The organism is Sphingomonas eleionomae (assembly GCF_049889035.1).
Classification (GTDB): domain Bacteria; phylum Pseudomonadota; class Alphaproteobacteria; order Sphingomonadales; family Sphingomonadaceae; genus Sphingomonas.
Window position 1 is genome coordinate 97,634 of record NZ_JBLTWP010000003.1, and the last position, 19,667, is coordinate 117,300.

Annotated in this window: 24 protein-coding genes and 1 tRNA gene; 15 read left to right on the forward strand and 10 right to left on the reverse strand. The window is 66.8% G+C overall.

Annotated features, from left to right (window positions below; translation table 11 throughout):
• Positions 1-37: 37 nt before the first annotated feature.
• Positions 38-2,701, forward strand: coding sequence for a translation initiation factor IF-2 (infB, locus tag ACNI3Q_RS08630; protein WP_426275811.1), 2,664 nt, complete (start codon positions 38-40; stop codon positions 2,699-2,701).
• A gap of 360 nt (positions 2,702-3,061) precedes the next feature.
• Here infB and ACNI3Q_RS08635 read toward each other — a convergent pair.
• The 3 genes from ACNI3Q_RS08635 to ypfJ form a co-directional block, all read right to left on the reverse strand.
• Positions 3,062-3,137 (reverse strand) — tRNA-Ala (locus ACNI3Q_RS08635).
• A gap of 80 nt (positions 3,138-3,217) precedes the next feature.
• On the reverse strand, positions 3,218-3,688 hold the full coding sequence (locus ACNI3Q_RS08640; RefSeq protein WP_426275813.1) for a GreA/GreB family elongation factor: 471 nt from the start codon (positions 3,686-3,688) through the stop codon (positions 3,218-3,220).
• Positions 3,685-4,593 carry a KPN_02809 family neutral zinc metallopeptidase gene (ypfJ, locus tag ACNI3Q_RS08645; RefSeq protein ID WP_426275815.1) on the reverse strand — a complete coding sequence of 303 codons (909 nt, stop codon included), beginning with the start codon at positions 4,591-4,593 and terminating at the stop codon, positions 3,685-3,687. The genes ACNI3Q_RS08640 and ypfJ overlap by 4 nt, the downstream gene beginning before the upstream one ends.
• Positions 4,594-4,736: 143 nt before the next feature.
• On the opposite strand from ypfJ, the gene ACNI3Q_RS08650 reads away from it, so the two are divergent.
• The 4 genes from ACNI3Q_RS08650 (at position 4,737) to ACNI3Q_RS08665 (ending at position 8,781) form a co-directional block, all read left to right on the forward strand.
• Positions 4,737-5,876 carry a patatin-like phospholipase family protein gene (locus tag ACNI3Q_RS08650; protein WP_426275817.1) on the forward strand — a complete coding sequence of 380 codons (1,140 nt, stop codon included), beginning with the start codon at positions 4,737-4,739 and terminating at the stop codon, positions 5,874-5,876.
• A 20-nt stretch (positions 5,877-5,896) separates the two neighbouring features.
• Positions 5,897-6,682, forward strand: coding sequence for a 3-hydroxybutyrate dehydrogenase (locus ACNI3Q_RS08655; protein ID WP_426275819.1), 786 nt, complete (start codon positions 5,897-5,899; stop codon positions 6,680-6,682).
• Between the two features lie 85 nt (positions 6,683-6,767).
• Entirely contained in the window at positions 6,768-7,418 is a 651-nt protein-coding gene (locus tag ACNI3Q_RS08660) for a DUF4893 domain-containing protein (RefSeq protein WP_426275821.1), read from the forward strand.
• A 52-nt stretch (positions 7,419-7,470) separates the two neighbouring features.
• Positions 7,471-8,781, forward strand: coding sequence for an amidohydrolase (locus ACNI3Q_RS08665; RefSeq protein ID WP_426275823.1), 1,311 nt, complete (start codon positions 7,471-7,473; stop codon positions 8,779-8,781).
• Between the two features lie 43 nt (positions 8,782-8,824).
• Here ACNI3Q_RS08665 and ACNI3Q_RS08670 read toward each other — a convergent pair whose 3' ends face one another.
• On the reverse strand, positions 8,825-9,454 hold the full coding sequence (locus ACNI3Q_RS08670; RefSeq protein ID WP_426275825.1) for a hypothetical protein: 630 nt from the start codon (positions 9,452-9,454) through the stop codon (positions 8,825-8,827).
• A 107-nt stretch (positions 9,455-9,561) separates the two neighbouring features.
• A complete protein-coding gene (locus ACNI3Q_RS08675) occupies positions 9,562-10,305 on the reverse strand; it encodes a Bax inhibitor-1/YccA family protein (RefSeq protein ID WP_260021796.1) in 744 nt (247 codons plus the stop codon).
• 119 nt (positions 10,306-10,424) lie between these two features.
• Between ACNI3Q_RS08675 and thpR the strand changes: the two genes are divergently transcribed.
• Positions 10,425-10,961, forward strand: coding sequence for an RNA 2',3'-cyclic phosphodiesterase (thpR, locus tag ACNI3Q_RS08680; protein ID WP_426275827.1), 537 nt, complete (start codon positions 10,425-10,427; stop codon positions 10,959-10,961).
• A gap of 9 nt (positions 10,962-10,970) precedes the next feature.
• On the opposite strand, the gene ACNI3Q_RS08685 is transcribed toward thpR, so the two are convergent.
• Together ACNI3Q_RS08685 and ACNI3Q_RS08690 are read right to left on the reverse strand one after the other, a co-directional pair.
• Complete coding sequence (locus tag ACNI3Q_RS08685) at positions 10,971-11,351, reverse strand: PaaI family thioesterase (protein WP_426275829.1); 381 nt, start codon at positions 11,349-11,351, stop codon at positions 10,971-10,973.
• Positions 11,348-11,788, reverse strand: coding sequence for a PaaI family thioesterase (locus ACNI3Q_RS08690; RefSeq protein WP_426275831.1), 441 nt, complete (start codon positions 11,786-11,788; stop codon positions 11,348-11,350). Before ACNI3Q_RS08690 ends, ACNI3Q_RS08685 begins: the two co-directional genes overlap by 4 nt.
• Positions 11,789-11,909: 121 nt before the next feature.
• Between ACNI3Q_RS08690 and ACNI3Q_RS08695 the strand changes: the two genes are divergently transcribed.
• Genes ACNI3Q_RS08695 through ACNI3Q_RS08710 form a run of 4 tightly spaced genes read left to right on the forward strand, consistent with a single transcriptional unit; the run spans position 11,910 to position 14,612 of the window.
• Positions 11,910-12,080 carry a hypothetical protein gene (locus ACNI3Q_RS08695; protein WP_426275833.1) on the forward strand — a complete coding sequence of 57 codons (171 nt, stop codon included), beginning with the start codon at positions 11,910-11,912 and terminating at the stop codon, positions 12,078-12,080.
• Between the two features lie 7 nt (positions 12,081-12,087).
• Positions 12,088-13,002, forward strand: coding sequence for a hypothetical protein (locus ACNI3Q_RS08700; protein WP_426275835.1), 915 nt, complete (start codon positions 12,088-12,090; stop codon positions 13,000-13,002).
• A complete protein-coding gene (locus tag ACNI3Q_RS08705) occupies positions 13,002-13,967 on the forward strand; it encodes a transposase (protein WP_426275837.1) in 966 nt (321 codons plus the stop codon). The genes ACNI3Q_RS08700 and ACNI3Q_RS08705 overlap by 1 nt, the downstream gene beginning before the upstream one ends.
• A gap of 15 nt (positions 13,968-13,982) precedes the next feature.
• Positions 13,983-14,612, forward strand: a complete 630-nt coding sequence (locus tag ACNI3Q_RS08710; RefSeq protein ID WP_426275839.1) for a winged helix-turn-helix domain-containing protein — start codon at positions 13,983-13,985, stop codon at positions 14,610-14,612.
• 5 nt (positions 14,613-14,617) lie between these two features.
• Here the strand turns inward: ACNI3Q_RS08710 and ACNI3Q_RS08715 are convergent, their stop codons facing one another.
• A complete protein-coding gene (locus ACNI3Q_RS08715; RefSeq protein WP_426275841.1) occupies positions 14,618-15,187 on the reverse strand; it encodes a hypothetical protein in 570 nt (189 codons plus the stop codon).
• An 88-nt stretch (positions 15,188-15,275) separates the two neighbouring features.
• Here ACNI3Q_RS08715 and ACNI3Q_RS08720 point away from each other — a divergent pair, with 88 nt between their 5' ends.
• Positions 15,276-16,061: a crotonase/enoyl-CoA hydratase family protein gene (locus ACNI3Q_RS08720; protein ID WP_426275843.1), complete on the forward strand. Its 786-nt coding sequence runs from the start codon at positions 15,276-15,278 to the stop codon at positions 16,059-16,061.
• Positions 16,062-16,065: 4 nt separating this feature from the next.
• Here the strand turns inward: ACNI3Q_RS08720 and mscL are convergent, their stop codons facing one another.
• The gene (gene mscL, locus ACNI3Q_RS08725; RefSeq protein WP_426275845.1) at positions 16,066-16,530 is read right to left on the reverse strand and encodes a large conductance mechanosensitive channel protein MscL; all 465 of its coding nucleotides are present in this window, start codon (positions 16,528-16,530) and stop codon (positions 16,066-16,068) included.
• Positions 16,531-16,616: 86 nt separating this feature from the next.
• Between mscL and ACNI3Q_RS08730 the strand changes: the two genes are divergently transcribed.
• The 4 genes from ACNI3Q_RS08730 to ACNI3Q_RS08745 are packed head-to-tail and all read left to right on the forward strand — an operon-like array spanning position 16,617 to position 19,253.
• Positions 16,617-17,207 carry a LemA family protein gene (locus tag ACNI3Q_RS08730; RefSeq protein WP_426275847.1) on the forward strand — a complete coding sequence of 197 codons (591 nt, stop codon included), beginning with the start codon at positions 16,617-16,619 and terminating at the stop codon, positions 17,205-17,207.
• On the forward strand, positions 17,204-18,043 hold the full coding sequence (locus ACNI3Q_RS08735) for a TPM domain-containing protein (protein WP_426275849.1): 840 nt from the start codon (positions 17,204-17,206) through the stop codon (positions 18,041-18,043). The genes ACNI3Q_RS08730 and ACNI3Q_RS08735 overlap by 4 nt, the downstream gene beginning before the upstream one ends.
• Positions 18,037-18,723 carry a TPM domain-containing protein gene (locus ACNI3Q_RS08740; protein ID WP_426275851.1) on the forward strand — a complete coding sequence of 229 codons (687 nt, stop codon included), beginning with the start codon at positions 18,037-18,039 and terminating at the stop codon, positions 18,721-18,723. The genes ACNI3Q_RS08735 and ACNI3Q_RS08740 overlap by 7 nt, the downstream gene beginning before the upstream one ends.
• A gap of 35 nt (positions 18,724-18,758) precedes the next feature.
• Positions 18,759-19,253 (forward strand): NUDIX hydrolase, encoded by a 495-nt coding sequence (locus ACNI3Q_RS08745; protein WP_426276658.1) that lies wholly within the window; start codon positions 18,759-18,761, stop codon positions 19,251-19,253.
• A 75-nt stretch (positions 19,254-19,328) separates the two neighbouring features.
• On the opposite strand, the gene ACNI3Q_RS08750 is transcribed toward ACNI3Q_RS08745, so the two are convergent.
• Positions 19,329-19,610 (reverse strand): ETC complex I subunit, encoded by a 282-nt coding sequence (locus ACNI3Q_RS08750; protein ID WP_426275853.1) that lies wholly within the window; start codon positions 19,608-19,610, stop codon positions 19,329-19,331.
• Positions 19,611-19,667 lie beyond the last annotated feature (57 nt).

Below are 19,667 nucleotides of genomic sequence, written 5' to 3' on the forward strand. Positions count from 1 at the left end.
GCCGATCCCGTCCGACATGGGAAATCAGAGTAACCGGATGAGCGATACCGACAACGACAAGCCGAAACTGGGCGCACGCGCGCCGCTGGGCCTGAAGCGCACGGTGGAGACGGGCAAGGTGAAGCAGAGCTTCAGCCATGGCCGTTCCAACACCGTTGTGGTGGAGGTGAAGCGGCGGCGGGTGATCGGTCGTCCGGGCGAGGAAACCGTGGCTCCGGCCGAACCGCAGGTCGCGGCTCCTCCGCCGCCGCCCCCGCCGCCCCCGCCCGCACCTTCGCGTGCCCCCGCCGGCGAGACGGCGCAGGAGCGTCAGGCCCGCCTGCTGCGTGAGGCAGAGGAACAGCGCATGATCGCGCTGGAGGAAGCGCGTCGTCGCGAGGAGCGCGAGCGGCAGGAAGCGGCCGAGGAAGAGCGGCGTCGTGCCGAAGCCAAGGCGCGTGCCGAGGCAGAGGCGGCTGCACCCGCCCCGGCCCCCGAGCCGGAACCGGTCGCCGAAGTGCCCGCCAAGCCGCAGCCTGCGCCCGTCGCTGCCCCGGCCAAGCCCGCCGCGCCCGCAGCGCCCCAGCCGATCACGGAATTGCGGCTGGACCCCAGCCTGCCTGCGCCCCGCCGCTTTACCCCGGTGCAGCGCCCCGAAATCCCGAAGCGCGAAGAGCAGCGGCCCGCAGCCGAGGCGGCTGCGCCTGCTGCCACCGCTGCTGCGCCGTCGGCCCCCGTCAATCGCGGCGGCCCGGCCCCTGCGCCCAAGCGGGCCGAACCGCCGGCCAAGCAGCCGTCGCGCGGCCGTCAGGCCGATGACCGGCGCCAGTCGGGCAAGCTGACCGTCAACCGTGCGCTTGGCGGCGACGAAGGTGCGCGTGCGCGCAGCCTGGCCGCGCTGAAGCGGGCGCGTGAAAAGGAAAAGCGGTCGCACATGGGCGGCATGGGCCAGCCCCGCGAAAAGCAGGTCCGCGACGTCGTGGTGCCAGAGGCGATCACGGTTCAGGAACTGGCCAATCGCATGGCCGAGCGCGGTGCCGACCTGGTCAAGGCGCTGTTCAAGATGGGCATGATGGTCACCGTCAACCAGACGATCGACCAGGATACCGCCGAACTGCTGGTGACCGAATTCGGCCACAACATCCAGCGCGTGTCGGACAGCGACATCGACCTGCAGAGCGACATGACCAGCGATCCGGACGAGCTGCTGCAGCCGCGTCCGCCGGTCGTCACGATCATGGGCCATGTCGATCATGGCAAGACGTCGTTGCTCGACGCACTGCGCGGAACCGATGTGGTCAAGGGCGAGGCCGGTGGCATCACCCAGCATATCGGCGCGTATCAGGTGACGCTGAAGGACAAGTCGAAGATCACCTTCCTCGACACGCCGGGCCATGAAGCGTTTACCGAAATGCGGGCGCGCGGTGCCAATGTCACTGACATCGTCGTGCTGGTGGTGGCAGCCAATGATGGCCTGATGCCGCAGACGATCGAGGCGATCAACCACACCAAGGCGGCCGGCGTGCCAATGATCGTGGCGATCAACAAGGTCGATCTGGACAGTGCCAATCCCCAGAAGGTGCGCGAGCGCCTGCTGGAGCATGAGGTGATTGTCGAGGGCATGGGCGGCGAGACGCAGGACGTCGAGGTGTCCGCGCTGAAGAAGACGGGCCTGGATGAACTGATCGAAAAGATCCAGTTGCAGGCCGAACTGCTCGAACTGCGCGCCAACCCCGACCGTTCGGCCGAAGGCACGGTGGTCGAGGCGAAGCTGGACAAGGGTCGTGGCCCCGTGGCCACCATCCTGGTCAATCGCGGCACGCTGAAGGTCGGCGACGTGTTCGTTGTCGGCGCGGAAAGCGGCAAGGTGCGGGCGCTGGTCGATGACAAGGGCCGTCAGGTCAAGGAAGCCGGCCCGTCCGTTCCGGTCGAGGTGCTGGGCCTGTCCGGCGTGCCGATGGCCGGCGACCTGTTGCAGGTGGTGGAGAGCGAGGCACGTGCCCGCGAAGTCGCCGCCTATCGCGCCAGCGTCATCCAGCAGAAGCGGACCACCCAGACCCCGGCCAGCCTTGAGAGCATGTTCAGTGCGCTGAAGGACAAGCAGGCGATGGAATATCCGCTGGTCGTCAAGGCGGATACGCAAGGGACGGTCGAGGCGATCGTTGCTGCGATCAACAAGATCAGCACCGACGACATCAAGGCGCGCGTCCTGCATTCGGGCGTGGGCGGCATCACCGAAAGCGATGTGACGCTGGCCGGGGCATCCGGTGCGCCAATCATCGGGTTCAACGTCCGTCCCAATGCCAAGGCGCGCGAAATCGCCGAACGGCAGAAGGTGGCGTTCAAATATTATGACGTCATCTATGACCTGACCGACGAAATCCGGGCGGGCATGGCGGGCCAGCTGGGTCCGGAAGCGTTCGAAACGGTGGTCGGCCGTGCGGAAATCCGCGAGGTCTTCTCTGCGGGCAAGCATGGCAAGGCGGCCGGTCTGCTGGTCGTCGAAGGCGCGATCCGCAAGGCGCTGAAGGCCCGCATCACGCGTGCCGATGTCATCATCTATCAGGGCGAAATCGCGTCGCTGCGCCGGTTCAAGGACGATGTGCCGGAAGTGCGCGCGGGCCTGGAATGCGGCGTGACGTTCACCCAGAATTTCACCGACATCAAGCCGGGCGATTTCCTGGAAACGTTCGAAGTGGAGCTGCGCGACCGCACGCTGTAAGGCTGCCCTATTGCGCAAAGTTTAACTACGCTACGCTTCTTTCCGGTCGCTGCTGCGGCCGGAAAGGAGTGAGTAGATGGAAACTGAAACCGTAGTAGTTCTGGTTTTGGGCGTGGCGATGTTGATCGTCGCCATGTTCAACCTGACAGTTAAGCTTATTGAGCTGACCAGGAAGTAAACCGGTGAGGGATCCGGTGTTCCAGCGCCGGATCCCAAAAAGTTTGAGCCCGGGTGTTCCAGCACCCGGGCTCAGGAAATGAGGAATGGATACCTCAACCGTCGTAGTTTGGATGACTTAGCAAAAATGCTAAAAAATGCAATGGGGCTGGCGAACGCAATGCTTCCGGCGGCGGGCGGGGTTGGTGGAGCTGAGGGGAATCGAACCCCTGACCTCTGCAGTGCGATTGCAGCGCTCTCCCATCTGAGCTACAGCCCCGCACCCGCCCGGCATCGCCGGAAGGCGCTCCCCTTAGCCACCTCTATTGCCCGATGCAATGGCCGATTGCGCGCATGCGGTCAGTCGGGGATCGGTCCGGTCGCCAGCACCTCGATCGCGTCGGCGCGTCCCTGCCAGTCGGCCGTCTCACCGGGCGCAAGACCCATCAGCGCCTGAGCCAGCGGCGCGGTGAAGGGGATTCGCCCGGCGGCGGCGTCCGCCTCGTCGCTGCCGACCAGATCGACCGTCCGGCCCGCGCCGTTCAGCCGGAAATGCACCCGCGATCCGAACGCGACCTCTTCATCGTCCGGGACAGGCTGAATTTCGGCAGTGGAAAAGCGGGTTTGCCAGTAATGCAGGTCGCGGCGCGCGGATTTCAGCGCGTCGGCATCGCCCGCCGCTGCCTCCACGGCCGCAGTCCATTCGGCAAGACGCCGTTCGATCAGCGCCAGACCCGCCGTCGTCACCCAGTTGGGACCGGGTGGCAGCGGCAGGGCAAAGCTCGGTTCGAGATGTTCCTCGTCCGATTCACGGCGAAAGGCGACGCTCATATCGCCTGACTGAACGTGTCGCAGGCGGCGGGGTTGCCGCTGTCCAGGCCGATTCGCAGCCATTTCTGCCGCTGAGCCGACGAACCGTGCGTGAAACTGTCCGGCACGACGCGGCCCTGCGCCTGACGCTGCAGCGTATCGTCGCCGATCGCCTCGGCCGCGCGCAGCCCTTCCTCGATATCGCCGGCCTCCAGATACTGCTTGTTCCGGTTGGCCCAGACGCCGGCGTAACAATCCGCCTGCAACTCCATGCGGACGGACAGCTGGTTGCCCTCCCGCTCGCTGAGGCGGGATTGTTCGCGGCGGACGCGTTCCGATGTGCCGGTCACCGTCTGAATGTGATGGCCGACCTCATGCGCGATCACATAGGCCTGGGCGAAATCGCCCGCAGCGCCGAAGCGGTTGGCCAGTTCGTCGAAAAAGCTGGTGTCGAGGAACACGCCCTGATCCGCGGGGCAGTAATAGGGGCCGACCGCTGAGGAGGCAAAGCCGCAGCCGGACGTCGCTCCGCCCTTGTAGAAATTCAGCGTCGGCGCGGGATAACGCTGGCCGCTTTCGGCGAAGATGCGCTCCCATGTCTGTTCGGTGCTGGCCAGCACCTGACAGGAAAAGCGACGTTCGGGGGTGTTGCAGGCCGCAGCGCCGGTTGCGCCGCCGCCGCTGCCCGCAGGGGCCTGAACCCCCGATTGCGGGGCGATCAGTTCGCCGCCGCCCATGGAGAAGAACAGTACCGCGCCGATTGCCAGGATCGCCAGGGTGCCGCAGCCCATCTTTCGCCCCAGCAGCAGCGGCAACAGGCCGAGCAGGATATTGCCCCCGCCACCGCCGCCAAACCCGCCGCCCGGCCCGGACGAACTGCCAAGATCGCGCACATTGTCGCTGGGGTCGAAATCATCGAGCCGCATCGGCTCCCCTCCCGCTGGTCATCAACCCGATGACAATGCCCGAAAGCGGGGGTCGTTGCATCCCCGGAAAAAACATCGGTCATCGCGATCGGGTTGTGTCGCGGGGTGTTGATGCACCGCACAATGCGCCCCATGTTCGGCACATGGCCGACGCAAACCCAGCCCCCGCCCGCCGCCGCAGCCGCACCATGCCGCTGCCCGACTGTGTCGCTCTGGTCCTGCAGGGCGGAGGCGCGCTTGGCAGCTATCAGGCCGGGGTGTTTCAGGCACTGGACGAGGCAGGGGTGCCGATCGACTGGGTCGCCGGCATTTCCATCGGCGCGGTGAATGCCGCGATCATCGCGGGCAACCAGCCGGAGCGGCGGCTGGAACAACTGCACGCCTTCTGGTCGCTGGTCACCAGCGGCCTGCCCAGCATGCCGATCTATCCCGACGACCGGGTGCGGGAGGCGGTGCATGAAGGATCGGCCGCCTGGGTCGCGACCTTTGGCGTACCCGGTTTTTTCCGGCCGCGCTGGATGCACCCCATGCTGTCGCTGCCCGGCAGTTGCGAGGCGCTGAGCCTGTACGACACCGCGCCGCTGGCCGAAACGCTGAACCAGTTTGTCGATTGGGACCGGCTGAATTCCGGCGAGGTGCGATTGTCGGTCGGGGCGGTAAATGTCGAAACCGGTAATTTCCGGTTTTTCGACACGACGACCGACCGGATCGATGCGCGGCACATCATGGCGTCGGGTGCGCTGCCCCCCGGACTGCCGCCGGTCGAGATCGACGGGTGCTGGTGGTGGGACGGCGGCCTGGTGTCCAACACGCCGCTGACCCATGTGCTGGACCATCAGACCGAACCGACTTTGGTGTTTCAGGTCGATCTGTTCCCGTCACGGGGCAAGCGGCCCCAGACGATCAGCGACGTGACGGCACGCGAAAAGGAAATCCGCTATTCCAGCCGCACCCGTCAGATCACCGACGACCGGCTGAAGCTGCGCCGCGAGCGAGAGGCGATCCGCCGCGTCATCGCCAAGCTGCCCGCGGAACTGCGCGGCGACCGCGACGTTCGGGTGCTGGAGGAAATGGCACAGGATATTCCCGTCAGCATCGTTCACCTGATCCACCGCCGGGCCGATTGGCAGGGCGGCAATCTGGATTTCGAATTTTCGGCCGCGACGATGCGCGATCACTGGCAGGCGGGGTTGACCGACGTCGCGCGCACCATGGCCAATGCGACCATCCTGGCCGCCAGTATCGAAGACGGCAAAACCGCCGCCTATGACCTGACACGATAGTCCGTACGGGAGATTCTGCCATGTTTCTGAAGGGCAAGACCGCCATCATCACCGGTTCCACCTCTGGCATCGGGCTTGCCTATGCCAAGGCGCTGGCGGCCGAGGGGGCGGCGGTGGTCATCAACGGATTTGGCGATGCCGATGCGATCGAAACCGAGCGGGTGGCGCTGGCCGGCCTGTCCGGTGCAGGCGCGCATTACGATCCGGCCGACATGACCAAGCCCGATCAGATCGCGGCGATGATCGAGCGGTGCCATGCCGAACTGGGCGGGCCGGACATCGTTATCAACAATGCCGGTATCCAGCATGTCGCCCCGATCGAGGATTTTCCGCCGGAAAAGTGGGACGCGATCATCGCAATCAACCTGTCGTCCGCATGGCACATGATGCGCGCCGCCGTGCCACACATGAAAAAGGCGGGCTGGGGCCGGATCATCAGCACCGCGTCGGCCCATTCGCTGGTCGCCAGCCCCAACAAGTCCGCCTATGTCGCCGCCAAGCACGGCATCAACGGCCTGACCAAGACGATCGCGCTGGAAGTGGCGCAGCACGGTGTGACGGTGAACTGCATCTCGCCGGGCTATGTCTGGACCCCGCTGGTCGAAAAGCAGATCCCGGACACGATGGCCACGCGCGGCCTGACCCGGGAACAGGTGATCAACGACGTGCTGCTGGATGCGCAGCCCACCAAGGAATTCGTCACGTCCGAACAGGTGGCGGCGCTTGCGCTGTTCCTGTGCCGGGACGAGGCGGCGTCCATCACCGGCGCCAACCTCAGCATGGATGGCGGCTGGACGGCGGCCTGATCCCGGGGCCGATCCGTGCCGACGCGCTGCAGCCGCCGCTGCCGCAAAGGCTGGCATCTGGCGGCCGTGCGGTTAGAAGCAGCGCATGCGCATCGCTCCCCTGATCCCGATCGCCCTGCTGGCGACCTGTTCCACCGGACCCGAATTGCGGGTGCCGGCAGCCGTTGCCGATGTGGTGCCGCCCGCCGCGGCCGAGGGGATGGAGTGGCGGGCGGTGGCGCTGCCCGCCGATCGCACGCGGCTGCGCAACTGGCGCAAGACCTGGGTCGCGACGCTGGACGCCGTGCGCCCAGTCGCATCGGCCGGGATCGCGGCGGAGGGCAAGCTGTTCGACCCCGACCTGGCGGTGGAAGGGCCGATCCCGCCCGCCGGCGCCTATCGCTGTCGCTGGTTCAAGCTGGGCACGATTGGGCGGGCGACCGATCCGTTCGTTGCCGTGCCGGCGCAGCAATGCACGGTCTGGGCCGAGGGCGCGACGGGCGGCATTCGTTTCGAGGACGGGGTGCAGCGGCCGATTGCCATGCTGTTGCCCGACACCAGCGGCCGGGCCGTAGCGCTGGGCAGCCTGATGCTGGATCAGGAACAGGTGCCCCATGCCTATGGCCGCGATCCGTTCCGCGACATTGCCGGGTATGTCGATCGCATCGACACCCGGCGCTGGCGCATGGTCATTCCCGGCCCGCGGTTCGAATCGCAGCTGGACGTGATCGAGATCGTGCCGGTCGCCGCCGATTGACACGCACGGCCCCGGCCCCAATGCTGGGGGCCAATCAACAAGGGGCCATGCCATGATCCGCACCATCGCCATCGCCAGCCTGTTCGTGGCCACACCCGCGTTGGCCGATCCGGTCAGCGATGCCACCGCGCGCGAGATGCCGTCGCTGATGACGCTGTACCGCGACCTGCACGCCGCCCCGGAACTGAGCCTGCAGGAAGTGAAGACCGCCGCCCGCATGGCAGCGGAGGTGCGCAAGCTGGGGTTCGAGGTGACGGAAAAGGTCGGCGGCACCGGCGTCGTCGCGGTGATGCGCAACGGCCCCGGCCCGGTGGTCCTGATCCGCGCCGACATGGACGGTCTGCCCGTGACCGAGGCGACCGGCCTGCCCTTTGCGTCAAAGGTGCGGGTGACGACGAAGGACGGGGTGGAAACCGGGGTCATGCATGCGTGCGGCCATGATACGCACATGGCCAGCTGGGTCGGCACGGCGCGCAACCTGGCGGCGATGAAGGGGCAATGGTCCGGCACCGTCGTGATGGTGGCCCAGCCCGCCGAGGAAGTGGGCAAGGGCGCGCGGATGATGCTTGAGGACGGGCTGTACACCCGGTTCCCCAAGCCCGCCCATGTCATCGGCTTTCACGACAGCGCCGGGCTGCCCGCGGGCGTGATCGGGATGAAGGACGATTATATCTTTGCCAATGTCGATTCGGTCGATGTGCTGGTGCGCGGCAAGGGCGGGCACGGCGCCTATCCCCACACGACGCAGGACCCGATCGTCCTGGCCGCGCGAATCGTCGGCGCGTTGCAGACGCTGGTGTCGCGGGAACTGGATGTGCAGAGCGAGCCGGGCGTGGTGACGGTGGGCAGCATCCATGCCGGTGCCAAGCACAACATCATTCCCGATGAGGCAAAGCTGCAGATCACCGTGCGCAGCTATTCAGATGCCGTGCGCAAGAAGCTGCTCGACGGGATTGCCCGGATCGCGAAGGGAGAGGCGATTGCCGCCGGGATCCCGGACGATCGCCTGCCGGTCGTGACGGTGCAGGATGAATTCACACCCGCCACGTTCAACACCGCCCCGCAGACCGACCGGCTGCGCACGCTGTTCACCGGGCGCTTTGGCGAGGCGCGGGTAAAGGACGTGCCCGCGACGATGGGCGGAGAGGATTTCAGCCGGTTCTGGCTGGCCGACAAGGGCGTGCAATCCACCCTGTTCTGGGTCGGCGGCGTGCCGCAGGACCGGTGGGCCGCGGCAGAGGCGGGCAAGGCGGCGCTGCCGTCGCTGCACAATGCCGGCTGGGCACCCGATGCGGAAAAGGTGATCGCAACCGCGACTGAGGCGATGACGGCGGCCACGCTCGACCTGCTGAAGCGGGGCTAGGGACCGACTCCGGCCCGGCCCGGCTTGCACCTCGCGCCGGGGTTCAGGGGGTTGCGGTGACGGTGGCCGCGTGGCCTGATGCGGCCGGCTGCGGCGCTTCGAGCCATGCGGCATATTGCGCGGCGGGCAGGTTCAGCTGCGTGATCCGGTCGGTGTTGAGCAGGGCGATCGATTGAGTGAAGCTGCGCGGTTTTTTCATCAGCTTCTTTTCCTCCACCACGGTCAGCCCGACCCGGCGCATCGCCTCCGCCGCGAAATGCACGCAGTTTCGGCTGTTCAGGCGATAGGTGGGGTCTCCCGCCTCGCTCCATTCTGCAGCCAGCTGGCGCAGTGCCGCGTGCTGGGCATCGGTGATGGTCAGCGCGAAATGGGCGTTGGATTTTAGGATGTAGTTCTCGTCCGTGCCGTCCACCCGTCCCTTGACCGGCCCGAACAGCACGGCGGGCGAGATGGTGCGGGGCGAAAACCCGAAATTTTCCCGCACGATCGTGCCGTCGTCGCTGGTCCCGTGAATGGTGAAGAAGGCGTGGGGAAAATTCGATCCGAAATCCTGCGACCAGAAGGTCACGATCAGCCTGGCCTGCGCAGTGCCAGCGGCCAGGAACAATAGCGACAGGGCAAGCAGGGCGTGGACAGCGCGCATCAGCGGCGCGGGGCGCAGGGCGATCGACATGGCTCGCCTTGTATCAAATCCGCCGGCCGTTCCCAGAGGGGACCGGGCAAGAAAAAAGGCCCGGCGGGGATGCCGCCGGGCCGATTGTCTTGACGATTCCGTCGTCGTTAGTCGCGACTGCCGAACAGGCGCAGGATGAACAGGAACATGTTGATGAAATCGAGGTACAGGTTCAGCGCGCCCATGATGACGACCTTGCCCTGCATCTCCGTTCCGGCAACGTGGAAATAGATGCTCTTGATCTTCTGCGTGTCATAGGCGGTCAGGCCCGCAAAGATCAGCACGCCGGCGATCGAGACGATCAGGCTGAGCGCGCTCGACTGCACGAACAGGTTGATCAGGCTGGCGACGATGATGCCAACCAGGCCGACGATCAGGAACGTGCCGAACGCCGACAGATCCTTTTTCGTGGTGTAGCCCCACAGGCTGAGCGCCGCGAAGCCCGCCGCGGTGGCGAAGAACGCGCCCGCGATCGACGTGCCCGTATAGGTCAGGAAGATCGTCGACAGCGACAGACCCATCAGGACCGCAAAGCCCCAGTACAGCGCCTGCAGCGTGCCGGTGCTCATCCGGTTCTGGCCAAAGCTCATCGCGAACACGATCGCCAGCGGCGACAGCGCGATGATCCACGCCAGCGGGCCGCCGCCAGCCATGATGGCATAGGCGGGCGAGCTTTCGCCGCCCCAGGAAAAGAGCAGCGCGACGATGCCCGTCAGCAGTACGCCAGACGTCATGTAGTTGTAGACGGACAGCATGTAGGACCGCAGGCCAGCATCGAATGCGGCCGAGCGCGTGTCCACGCCCGACCCATAGGGCGCCGCAGTCGTGCGGGGGTCAGACCAGTTTGCCATAATCCTCAAAACTCCTTGCCCGGCATAATGCCGGTTGTTCACAATATCGGACGTTGCGCCCGCGACTTCAAGCAAAACCGCTCAACCATTGACCCTGTTCCTGATAGTCTTGTCCTATAATGCACCGGCTGTTCGTTGCGATCCGTCCGCCGCGCGCCATGCGCGAGCAATTGATGCTGCTGATGCACGGCATTCATGCCGCGCGCTGGCAGTCGGATGACCAGTTGCACCTGACGCTGCGCTATATCGGCGAGGTGCCGGGCGATGTGGCGGAGGATGTCGCGCTGGCCCTGGGCCGGGTCACCGGGTCACCGGTAACCATGGCACTGGACGGCGTTGGCCGGTTCGAACGGCGGGGCCGGACGGACGCAGTCTGGGCAGGCGTGACGCCGCACGCGCCGCTGGCCGCGCTGCATCGCAAGATCGATCAGGCGCTGATCCGCATCGGCCTTTCGCCCGAAGGCCGCGCCTATCTGCCGCACATCACGCTGGCCCGGCTGAATGCGGGCAGCGGGCCGGTGGACGGCTTTCTGGCGGCGAATGCGGGGTTGAGCGGCGCCGCGGAGGCGATCGGCGATTTCCGCCTGTTTGAAAGCCATCTGGGCGGCGAGGGGGCGGTGTATGAAACCGTGGCGCGCTATCCGCTGTCGGGATGATGTGCGGCGTCAGTCGCCCAGGCGATAGTTCATCCGGGCCGCGGCAATCGGCTGATCCCGGTCATCCTGCCAGGCGACAGCCTCCACATTCGCGATCCGGCTGCCCAGGCGGGTGACGATCCCGACCGCGCGAGTCGGTTTGGCCCGGCCGCCGCGCATGAAATCGATGGTCACGTTGATCTGCTTGGCACGGGTGTCAGCATCGCCAAGCGCATGGCGCAGCGCGACGATTGCGGCGATCTCCAGCAGGCCGCCGATCGCCCCGCCATGCAGGAAACCGGGCCGGCCAAGCACATGGTCGGCAAAGGGCAGGACAAGGTGCGGCGGACCCGATCCGGCGTCGGTGTCCAGCGTCACGCCCAGCATGGCGGCATAGGGGGGCAGCGTCATGCCGGCATGTCCAGCAGCATGAACGTGCCGGCGACATGAGCGATCGGATCGGCGGCATCGCCGTCATGCGCCTGGCCCCGGACAAAGGCGACGGACCGGCTGACCCGATAACATTCGCCGCGCCCGACCACGGTGGCGCCGGGCCGGGCGCCGCGCAGATAATCGATGCGCAGGTCCAGCGTCGCCTGGGGCGCGAAAATGCCGCGTTTCAACCAGACGGAAATGGCGGTCGCCATGTCCATCAGCGTGACGATCGCCCCGGATGCGATGACGCCGCTGGCCGGATCGCCGACCAGATCGTCGCGCCACGGCAGGACCAGTTCGCACCAGTCCGCGCCATGGCTGCCATAATCGACGCCCAGATGGCTGCCATGCCCCCCGACGCGCGCTTCAAAGAAGCGGGCGGGATCAAACACGAATTGGGGCGGCGCATCCATGATCGCCGTCCCCTAGCCAGCATGGCGGGACAGCGCAATCGGCCGGGTTACAGCGTTGTAACTCGCCGCATCCCGCCTGTCGCAGATATCCCGCCCGGCAAGCGAAACCGGGAGCAATGCCATGCCGATCAACCTGCCAGCCATTGTGCCGTTCCAGATCGATGATCTTGCCGAACTGGCAACGGAGATTGCCTGTTTCGGTGCGATTGCCGCGGCCGATGTGATGAACGATCAGATTTTCGAATCGACCGTATCGATCACCGCGCTGATTTACGAGATGTATCCGGGCTGATCCCAGGATGCGCGGGGCCATCCTGTCCGCCCGGACGAGCAGCGCGGCCTTTGCCCGCGGCTGGACGGCGCGGCCGGAGGTTCAGGGCGTCATCCACTGCCTGAACCGGATGAGCGATTGCCCGCGCCGCAATGTGGCGATTGCCCGGCAGGTGCTGGTGCAGGACGATCTGGTCCAGCGGATGATCGCCGGGCCGCTGGCCATGCTGGCCCGCGAACCATTCTTTGATCCGCCATTCCGGGTCAGCCGTGATGCGGCGCGAACCACTATGGTCCTGATCGATCACCCTGCCGCCCGGCTGGCCGTGACGCTCACCGATGGCGCGGCGGTGAGGGCGCGGGGCTTTCCGGAACGGTTCGTTATCCCCGGCCGCATCGCGGTCAGCCGCGTGTTGCGCAGCGACGGGGCGGTGCTTCATCGCTGGCGCGCGGCACCGGCCGGGCCGGGCGTGGCCGGGCAGGATGAAGCGCCATGCCGCCGGATGATGCCGCGACCGATCGGCACGGGGGCCATGCTGCTGGAGGATGGGCGGCGGACGGGCCAGATCCTGTGGCCGGGCGCCGGCGATTTATTGACGGTAACGCTGATCCTGTCCGCCGGCGCATTGCCCGTGATGCGGGAGGGGCGGGTGGCCGATGGCCGGATTACCCGGACGGCTTCAATCGATCCCGCGCCGACGCATGCGGCGCTGCAGTTGCGGCTGCTGCGCGCACTGCGCCGATCCGATGCCGCGCCGGTCTTTGCCGCCGCCACCCGCGATGCCGCGCATCAGCTTCGCTGGCAAGCGATGGGGGAATGGCTGCTGACGGGCGACCCGGCCGCAGCAGCGCGGCTGGCCGAGATGGCGGCGACGGATCCCCATCCCGATGTGCGTGCCGCCGCGCGGGCAACTCTGGCCGCCACGCTGCGGCGGGCCGCCTGATGCCGGTGATCCTCGATCCCGGCGCAGGCGATGCCATCGACCTGCCGCAGCTGATCGACGCGCTGGGCCAGACGCGGGTGGACGTGCGGGACGAGGCGGCCTTTGCGTCGCTGGGGCCGATCCTTGCCCGGCTGGGCCGTAACCGGGATTTCCTGGGCGATCTGGCGGTCGATGCGCTGAAGCGGCGCTATCGCGAGGATGCGGCCACAGCGGCAGTGCCGGCGGCAGGTGGATATGGCCCGCAGGTCATGCTGCTGATGCCGCCCGATGGCCGCTATGTCGTGCGCGCCAATTTCTGGCCGGCGCGGGACGATCAGCTCGTCCGGTCAAGCGGCACGGATGCGTTCTTCTATGACCTGCCGCACGATCACAATTTTCCGTTCCTGACCTATGGCTATCTCGGCCCCGGTTACTGGAGCGACTATTACACCTTTGACGCCGATGCGGTGGTCGGCCTGCCCGGAGAGGCGGCGGGGCTGTGCTTTCAGGGGCGGGCGCGGCTGAAGCCGGATCAGCTGATGCTGTACCGGATGCGCCGCGACGTTCATGCGCAGCTGCCGCTCGATGATTTTTCGGTGTCGCTCAACATCCTGGGCGTCGATGCCGAACAGCCATGGGTGAACCAGCATCGGTTCGATCTCTGCTCGGGCCGGATTGCCGCGCTGCTGACGACGACACCGTCGGAAGCATTGCTGCGGATCGCGGCACATCTGGGCGGCAATGGCACCGATCTGGCGGCGGATTTCGCTGTCCGCCACCCCCATCCACGGATGCGCGCGGCGGCCATCCAAGCCCTTGCCGCAGCTGCGGACAGCGCACGGGCGGCCATGTGCTGGCTGGCAACCGGCAGGGCGGACCCGCACCCCTTTGCCGCTGGCATGGCGGCGGCAACGGCGCGGCACATGGCCGACAGTTGCAACCAGAACGGAGCCGGTTGCGCGCCGCAATCCTGTCCGCCCGGATAATCCGGGATCATGGGGGTGGCGGCGATCCGGGATGCGCCAGACGGGCTGGCAGACGCGCTGGCCCGGCGTGGGCATCGGCTGGCGGATGCAGACGCGTCGCACGATCTGGACGGCGTCGGGCTGCTCCTGGCGCGATGGACCCCGGCGGCGCTGCCTGCCGCTGGCCGGCTGGCCGCCTTTCGCGCGCTGGGCTGGCACGGGCCGGTCATGCTGATCCTGACCGCGGGCGGCGGCGATGCTGTTGCCGAGGCGATCGATGCCGGCGCTGCCGACGCGGTGCTGCCCATGGCGGACCCGGCGGAGGTTGCGGCGCGCGCCTCCGCGATCCTGCGCACGCCGCCATCGCCGGTCATCGGGCTGGGGGGGCTGACCATCGATCCGGTCAGCCGGGCCGCCAGCCGGGACGGCCGGCCGCTCGACCTGTTGCCCCGCGAATATGCATTGCTGCTGCACCTGGCGCGCCATGCCGGGCAGTGCATCGAACGCACGGCGTTACTGGCGCAGGTGTGGGGACTGCGCTTCGATCCCGGCACCAACGTCGTGGCGGTCCATGTCTCGCGCCTGCGCGCCAAGCTGGACCGCCAGTTCGACCGGCCGATGCTGCTGACCGAAAAGGGCAGGGGATATCGGCTGGTTGCCGATTGACGCCCCTATTGCTCCAGCTTGATTTCGGCCGCGTAGAAATAGGGCAGGGGGTCCGGCGTCGCGTTCTGGATCCAGAACCCGTCGATCATCCGGTTTGCCGCGCCCAGCTTTTCCAGCGGGATCACCACCTGCGTCCAGCCATTGGCGGTCAGCGTGACCGGATGCCCGGCCTCGTTGATCGGCTTGCCATCCGAAATGGCCACGATCTTCAGCTTCTGTCCGCCGACGCTGCGCCCGTGCAGCAGCATCGATATGCCGCGATAGGGGGTGGTGTCGAACGGATCGTGATGCAGGAACAATGCCTGCCATCCGGCCTGGGGATCGACCAGGATCGGCCGGCGGCTGCTACCGTTCAGTTCGACGCTCAGCTCCGTCTTGGCCCAGCTCCAGTTCTGCCACCCCTCGCCAAGCGCGTTGCCATAAATGTTGGCGACCCCGGTGGCCGGTGCCGGCTGGCCGGACGGCGCTGCCGCCTGTTGCCCGCCCGCGGGTGCCGCTACCGACAGCGATGCCAGTACCGACAGAATGATGATGTGCCTGATCATGGTGCGATGCCCCTCCTTCACCTTTGCCATGCGCCGGTGATCCCGGCTTGCGGCGGGATCATGGCCCGCGCTAGCGATGTCCGCAAGACAGACCGATGCGCGGGAAAGGACGTCTGCAATGGGCGAGGAACGGGTGACGATCGCAGTGCGCGACGGCGTGGCGGATGTGCGGCTGGCACGGCCGGACAAGCTCAATGCACTCGATCCGGCGATGATCGATGCGCTGGTGGCGGCCACGGATCGGCTGGCGTCCGATCGCGGCGTGCGGGCCGTCGTGCTGTCGGGTGAGGGACGCGGGTTCTGTGCCGGGCTGGACATGGCCAGCATGGCAGCCATGGGCGGCGGTATGGACCTGATGGCCCGCACCAACGGGATCGCCAACCGGTTCCAGCAGATGGCATGGGGATGGCGCGCATTGCCGGTGCCGGTGATTGCCGCCGCGCATGGTGTGACGCTGGGCGGGGGACTTCAGATCCTGTCCGGTGCGGACATCCGGTTCGCCGCGCCCCAGACGCGCTTTTCGATCCTGGAAATGAAATGGGGGATCGTGCCGGACATGGGCGGCTTTGCGCTGTGGCGGGGCCTGATCCGCGACGATGTGCTGCGCGAGCTGATCTATACGGCGCGTGAGTTCGACACAGCAGAGGCCAGCGCCTGGGGGTTCGTGACCCGAGTATCGGACGACCCGCATGGCGACGCCATGGCGCTGGCGCGGGACATTGCCGGCCGCAATCCCGATGCGGTGCGCGCTGCCAAGCGGCTGGCCAATGCCATGCCGGATCAGCCGGCCGACGCGCTATTGCTAGCCGAAAGCCGGGAGCAGGCCGGGTTGATCGGCACCCCCAATCAGATGGAGGCGGTGGCGGCCGGGCTGGCACGGCGCAGCCCGACCTTTACCGACTGAACCGTCAGGCGCCCGGGCGCTGCTTGCGCAGTTCCTCAAGGATGTCGCGCAGCAGGACCACGTCGGCCGGATCGGCGGCGGCGGGTGCTTCCGCCTCCACCTTGTCGCGTTCCGCGGCGGCGACGATCCTGTTCACCATGCGGACGAACAGAAAAATGATGAAGGCGAGGATCAGGAAGTTGATGCCGACCGTCACGAACTGGCCATAGCCGAACAGCGGCACGCCCGCGGCCTTCAGCGCGGCGTAATTGGTCGGCGATCCGGCATAGCCCGCCGGAATGTCGCCCAAACGGACGAAGTAGCTGGAAAAGTCGAACCCGCCGAACAGCCAGCCGACCACGGGCATGATGATATCGTCGGTCAGCGATTTGGTGATGGTGGCAAAGGCCCCGCCGACGATCACGCCGACGGCAAGGTCGATGACGTTGCCCCGCGCGATGAAGGTCCTGAATTCGCTCATCATCCCCATGTTTTGGTGTCCCCTGTTCCGATTTCGCTTCAACGCACCGTATCGCTCCGCTAATACGGTGATGCCCGATGGTGGAGGAGGATGGAATGCGGTTCAAGGCGGTGATTGCACTGACGGCGGCGGCGATGCTGTCGGCTTGCGGGCTGAACAGCGTGCCCACGGCAGAGGAAAACGCCAAGGCGCGCTGGGCCGATGTGGAAAGCGAATATCAGCGCCGGGCCGACCTGATCCCCAACCTGGTCAACACCGTTAAGGGGTTTGCCGCGCAGGAAGAGCGCGTGCTGACCGAGGTCACACAGGCGCGGGCACGGGCGACGGGCATCAATGTCAGCGCCGATGACCTGACCGATCCGGCCAAGCTGGAACAGTTCGAGGCCGCGCAGGGAGCGCTGAGCGCGTCGCTGGGCCGGTTGCTGGTGGTCAGCGAAAATTACCCGACCCTGACGTCGAACGAGAATTTCCGCGCGCTGCAGAACGAGCTGGCGACGACCGAGAACCAGATCAATATCGCCCGGCGCGACTATAACAGTGCGGTCCAGAGCTATAACACGACCATCCGCACCTTTCCCGACGCGATCGGTGCCAAGGTCATTTACGGATCCAAGCCGATGGCGACGTTCAAGGCGACGACGCCTGGTGCCGATACGGCGCCCAAGGTGAATTTCGAAGCCAAGTGATCCGCCGGCTTTTCCTGTTCTGGGCGATCCTGTGCGCGCTGGCGATGCCGGCGGCGGCACAGGATTTTCCCAAGCGGACGACCGAACCCGTGGTCGATGCGGCCAATATCATTCCCGACGACGAGGAAGCGGCCCTGTCGGCCGAACTGGACAAGTTCGAGGCGGAAAAGGGCCAGCAGTTCGTGGTGGCGACCATCCCCGACCTGCAGGGCTATTCCATCGAGGATTACGGATACCGGCTGGGTCGCGAGTGGAAACTGGGCCGCAAGGATGTGGATGACGGCGTCATCCTGATCGTCGCGCCCAACGAGCGAAAGGTGCGGATCGAGGTCGGATACGGCCTGACCCCGGTGCTGACCGCCGGCCTGTCCGGGGCGATCATCGGCGATGTCATCACACCGCGGTTCAAGGCGGGCGACCTGCCCGGCGGCATCCGTGCCGGGGCCGACGCGATCCTGGAGCAGCTTCGCCTGCCGGCACCGCAGGCGGAGGCGCGGGCCAAGCGCATCCTGGGTGAAAAGGCGGAGAAGAAGAAGCGCCGGGCCAGCGTGTTCGGCGTGGTGATGCTGGTCTTCTGGATCCTGGTCATCGTGCTGATCGTGCTGCCGTTGGTCTTTGGCCGGGCAAAGGGCACGAAATATCGCGGACGCAGGCGGCGCGGCGGCGGGCCGGTCATCATCTGGGGCCCCGGCTGGGGCAGCGGTGGCGGCGGCGGCTCCTCCTGGGGCGGCGGCTCCTCCTGGGGTGGCGGCGGCGGTGGCGGCTGGGGCGGCGGCGGCGGATTTTCCGGCGGTGGCGGGTCGTTCGGCGGCGGCGGCGCATCGGGGGGATGGTGATGGGTCCGATCCTGAACGAGGCCGATCACGCCCGTGTCACCGCCGCGGTTGCGGCCGCCGAAGCGGGGACGGATGCGGAGATCGTCACGATCGTCGCGCGCCGGTCCGATGCCTATCACGACGTGGCGCTGTATTATGCGGCGGCGGCGATGCTGATCGTGCTGGGCGCGCTGGTCGTCGTGCCGGGCGTGCTGCCGGCAAAGCTCGACTGGCTGGCAGGCGGGTGGAACAGCGAGAGCGTCGATCCGCGCGTCATCCTCGCGGTGCTGTTGGTCGGACAGGCGGCGGCGTTTTTCCTGATCCAGTTCGCGCTGATGCGGGCGGGGCTGCGGGCGCGGCTGGCCCCGTTGCCGGTCCGGTCACGCAGGGTGCGGCGGCGGGCGATCGAGTATTTCCGGGCAAGCGCCGAAAAGCGCACAGTCGCGCGGGTCGGCATCCTGATCTATCTGTCGCTGGACGAACACCGGGCGGAAATCGTTGCAGATGCCGCCATCACGCCGCATGTGACCCCCGAATGCTGGGGAGACGCCATGGAAGTGCTGATCGACGCGGTAAAGGACGGGCGCATCGCCGACGGCATGGCCGGGGCGGTGACGGAGGTTGGCCATGTGCTGGCCCGGCACCTGCCCAAGACCGAGGGGGACCGGAACGAATTGCCCGACCGGCTGATCGAACTGTGACCCTGCCCCCCGATCATGATGCCCCCGCCGAGACGATGTGGGAGGGCCGGTTCATCGTCGCCAAGAAGCAGGGGCGATGGGAATATGTCGCGCGGGCGCGGGGCATCCGCGCGGCGGTGATCCTGGCCGTGCAGGACGGTCATGTCCTGTTGGTCGAACAGTATCGCGTACCGCTGGGCTGCCGGTGCCTGGAATTGCCCGCCGGGCTGATCGGGGACGAGACAGAGGGCGAGGATGCGTTGGAAAGCGCGGCGCGCGAGCTGGAGGAGGAGACCGGCTGGCGGCCCGCACAGGTGGAATCGCTGGGCGAATTCTATTCATCGCCGGGCATGGTGTCGGAAAGCTTCACGCTGGTGCGGGCGAGCGGCCTGACCCGCGTGTCCGATGGCGGCGGGGTGGAAGGAGAGGGGATCACCCCCCATCGCGTGCCGCTGACCGGACTGATCGACTTCATTGCCGGACGCCGCGCGGCGGGTGTGGCGATGGACGTCAAGCTGATGATGCTGCTCGGCCCGCATCTGCTGGGCTGAGGTCGAGCGGGGTCGGTATCGGTCAAGTCAAAGCGCGGCGATCCGGTTAGCCATGCGGCCCCCGTGTAGGACAGCCTATTTGAAATTGTCGGCGTACGCCTGAAGCTTCAGCGTCTTTTCCGGTGCGGGGATGACGCGGGCGGGGATGCCGTAGCGGTCGGCATAGGCCTGGGCCGCGGGCAGATCGGGGAATGTCAGCTTGACCTGTGTCTGCGTGTTGCCGGATCCGGCCCAGCCGGTCAGCGGATCGGGGCGCTGCGCCTCGGCCGGGTCGAATTCCAGCACCCAGCTATTGGTGCGTGCGCGGCCGGACTGCATCGCGTTCTTGGGGCGCTGATAGATGCGGGCGGTGGGCATGGCTTTCGAGTCCTGGCTGAACGGTCACATTCGGTGTGCGACCTAGGGAAAGTGTGG

What these genes read in the sequence shown, in the direction of transcription:
- infB (WP_426275811.1), top strand. Translation starts at nt 38, where the DNA reads ATGAGCGATACCGACAACGACAAGCCGAAACTGGGCGCACGCGCGCCG.
- ACNI3Q_RS08640 (WP_426275813.1), bottom strand. Translation starts at nt 3,688, where the DNA reads ATGAGCGTCGCCTTTCGCCGTGAATCGGACGAGGAACATCTCGAACCG.
- ypfJ (WP_426275815.1), bottom strand. Translation starts at nt 4,593, where the DNA reads ATGCGGCTCGATGATTTCGACCCCAGCGACAATGTGCGCGATCTTGGC.
- ACNI3Q_RS08650 (WP_426275817.1), top strand. Translation starts at nt 4,737, where the DNA reads ATGGCCGACGCAAACCCAGCCCCCGCCCGCCGCCGCAGCCGCACCATG.
- ACNI3Q_RS08655 (WP_426275819.1), top strand. Translation starts at nt 5,897, where the DNA reads ATGTTTCTGAAGGGCAAGACCGCCATCATCACCGGTTCCACCTCTGGC.
- ACNI3Q_RS08660 (WP_426275821.1), top strand. Translation starts at nt 6,768, where the DNA reads ATGCGCATCGCTCCCCTGATCCCGATCGCCCTGCTGGCGACCTGTTCC.
- ACNI3Q_RS08665 (WP_426275823.1), top strand. Translation starts at nt 7,471, where the DNA reads ATGATCCGCACCATCGCCATCGCCAGCCTGTTCGTGGCCACACCCGCG.
- ACNI3Q_RS08670 (WP_426275825.1), bottom strand. Translation starts at nt 9,454, where the DNA reads ATGTCGATCGCCCTGCGCCCCGCGCCGCTGATGCGCGCTGTCCACGCC.
- ACNI3Q_RS08675 (WP_260021796.1), bottom strand. Translation starts at nt 10,305, where the DNA reads ATGGCAAACTGGTCTGACCCCCGCACGACTGCGGCGCCCTATGGGTCG.
- thpR (WP_426275827.1), top strand. Translation starts at nt 10,425, where the DNA reads ATGCACCGGCTGTTCGTTGCGATCCGTCCGCCGCGCGCCATGCGCGAG.
- ACNI3Q_RS08685 (WP_426275829.1), bottom strand. Translation starts at nt 11,351, where the DNA reads ATGACGCTGCCCCCCTATGCCGCCATGCTGGGCGTGACGCTGGACACC.
- ACNI3Q_RS08690 (WP_426275831.1), bottom strand. Translation starts at nt 11,788, where the DNA reads ATGGATGCGCCGCCCCAATTCGTGTTTGATCCCGCCCGCTTCTTTGAA.
- ACNI3Q_RS08695 (WP_426275833.1), top strand. Translation starts at nt 11,910, where the DNA reads ATGCCGATCAACCTGCCAGCCATTGTGCCGTTCCAGATCGATGATCTT.
- ACNI3Q_RS08700 (WP_426275835.1), top strand. Translation starts at nt 12,088, where the DNA reads ATGCGCGGGGCCATCCTGTCCGCCCGGACGAGCAGCGCGGCCTTTGCC.
- ACNI3Q_RS08705 (WP_426275837.1), top strand. Translation starts at nt 13,002, where the DNA reads ATGCCGGTGATCCTCGATCCCGGCGCAGGCGATGCCATCGACCTGCCG.
- ACNI3Q_RS08715 (WP_426275841.1), bottom strand. Translation starts at nt 15,187, where the DNA reads ATGGCAAAGGTGAAGGAGGGGCATCGCACCATGATCAGGCACATCATC.
- ACNI3Q_RS08720 (WP_426275843.1), top strand. Translation starts at nt 15,276, where the DNA reads ATGGGCGAGGAACGGGTGACGATCGCAGTGCGCGACGGCGTGGCGGAT.
- mscL (WP_426275845.1), bottom strand. Translation starts at nt 16,530, where the DNA reads ATGGGGATGATGAGCGAATTCAGGACCTTCATCGCGCGGGGCAACGTC.
- ACNI3Q_RS08730 (WP_426275847.1), top strand. Translation starts at nt 16,617, where the DNA reads ATGCGGTTCAAGGCGGTGATTGCACTGACGGCGGCGGCGATGCTGTCG.
- ACNI3Q_RS08740 (WP_426275851.1), top strand. Translation starts at nt 18,037, where the DNA reads ATGGTGATGGGTCCGATCCTGAACGAGGCCGATCACGCCCGTGTCACC.
- ACNI3Q_RS08745 (WP_426276658.1), top strand. Translation starts at nt 18,759, where the DNA reads ATGTGGGAGGGCCGGTTCATCGTCGCCAAGAAGCAGGGGCGATGGGAA.
- ACNI3Q_RS08750 (WP_426275853.1), bottom strand. Translation starts at nt 19,610, where the DNA reads ATGCCCACCGCCCGCATCTATCAGCGCCCCAAGAACGCGATGCAGTCC.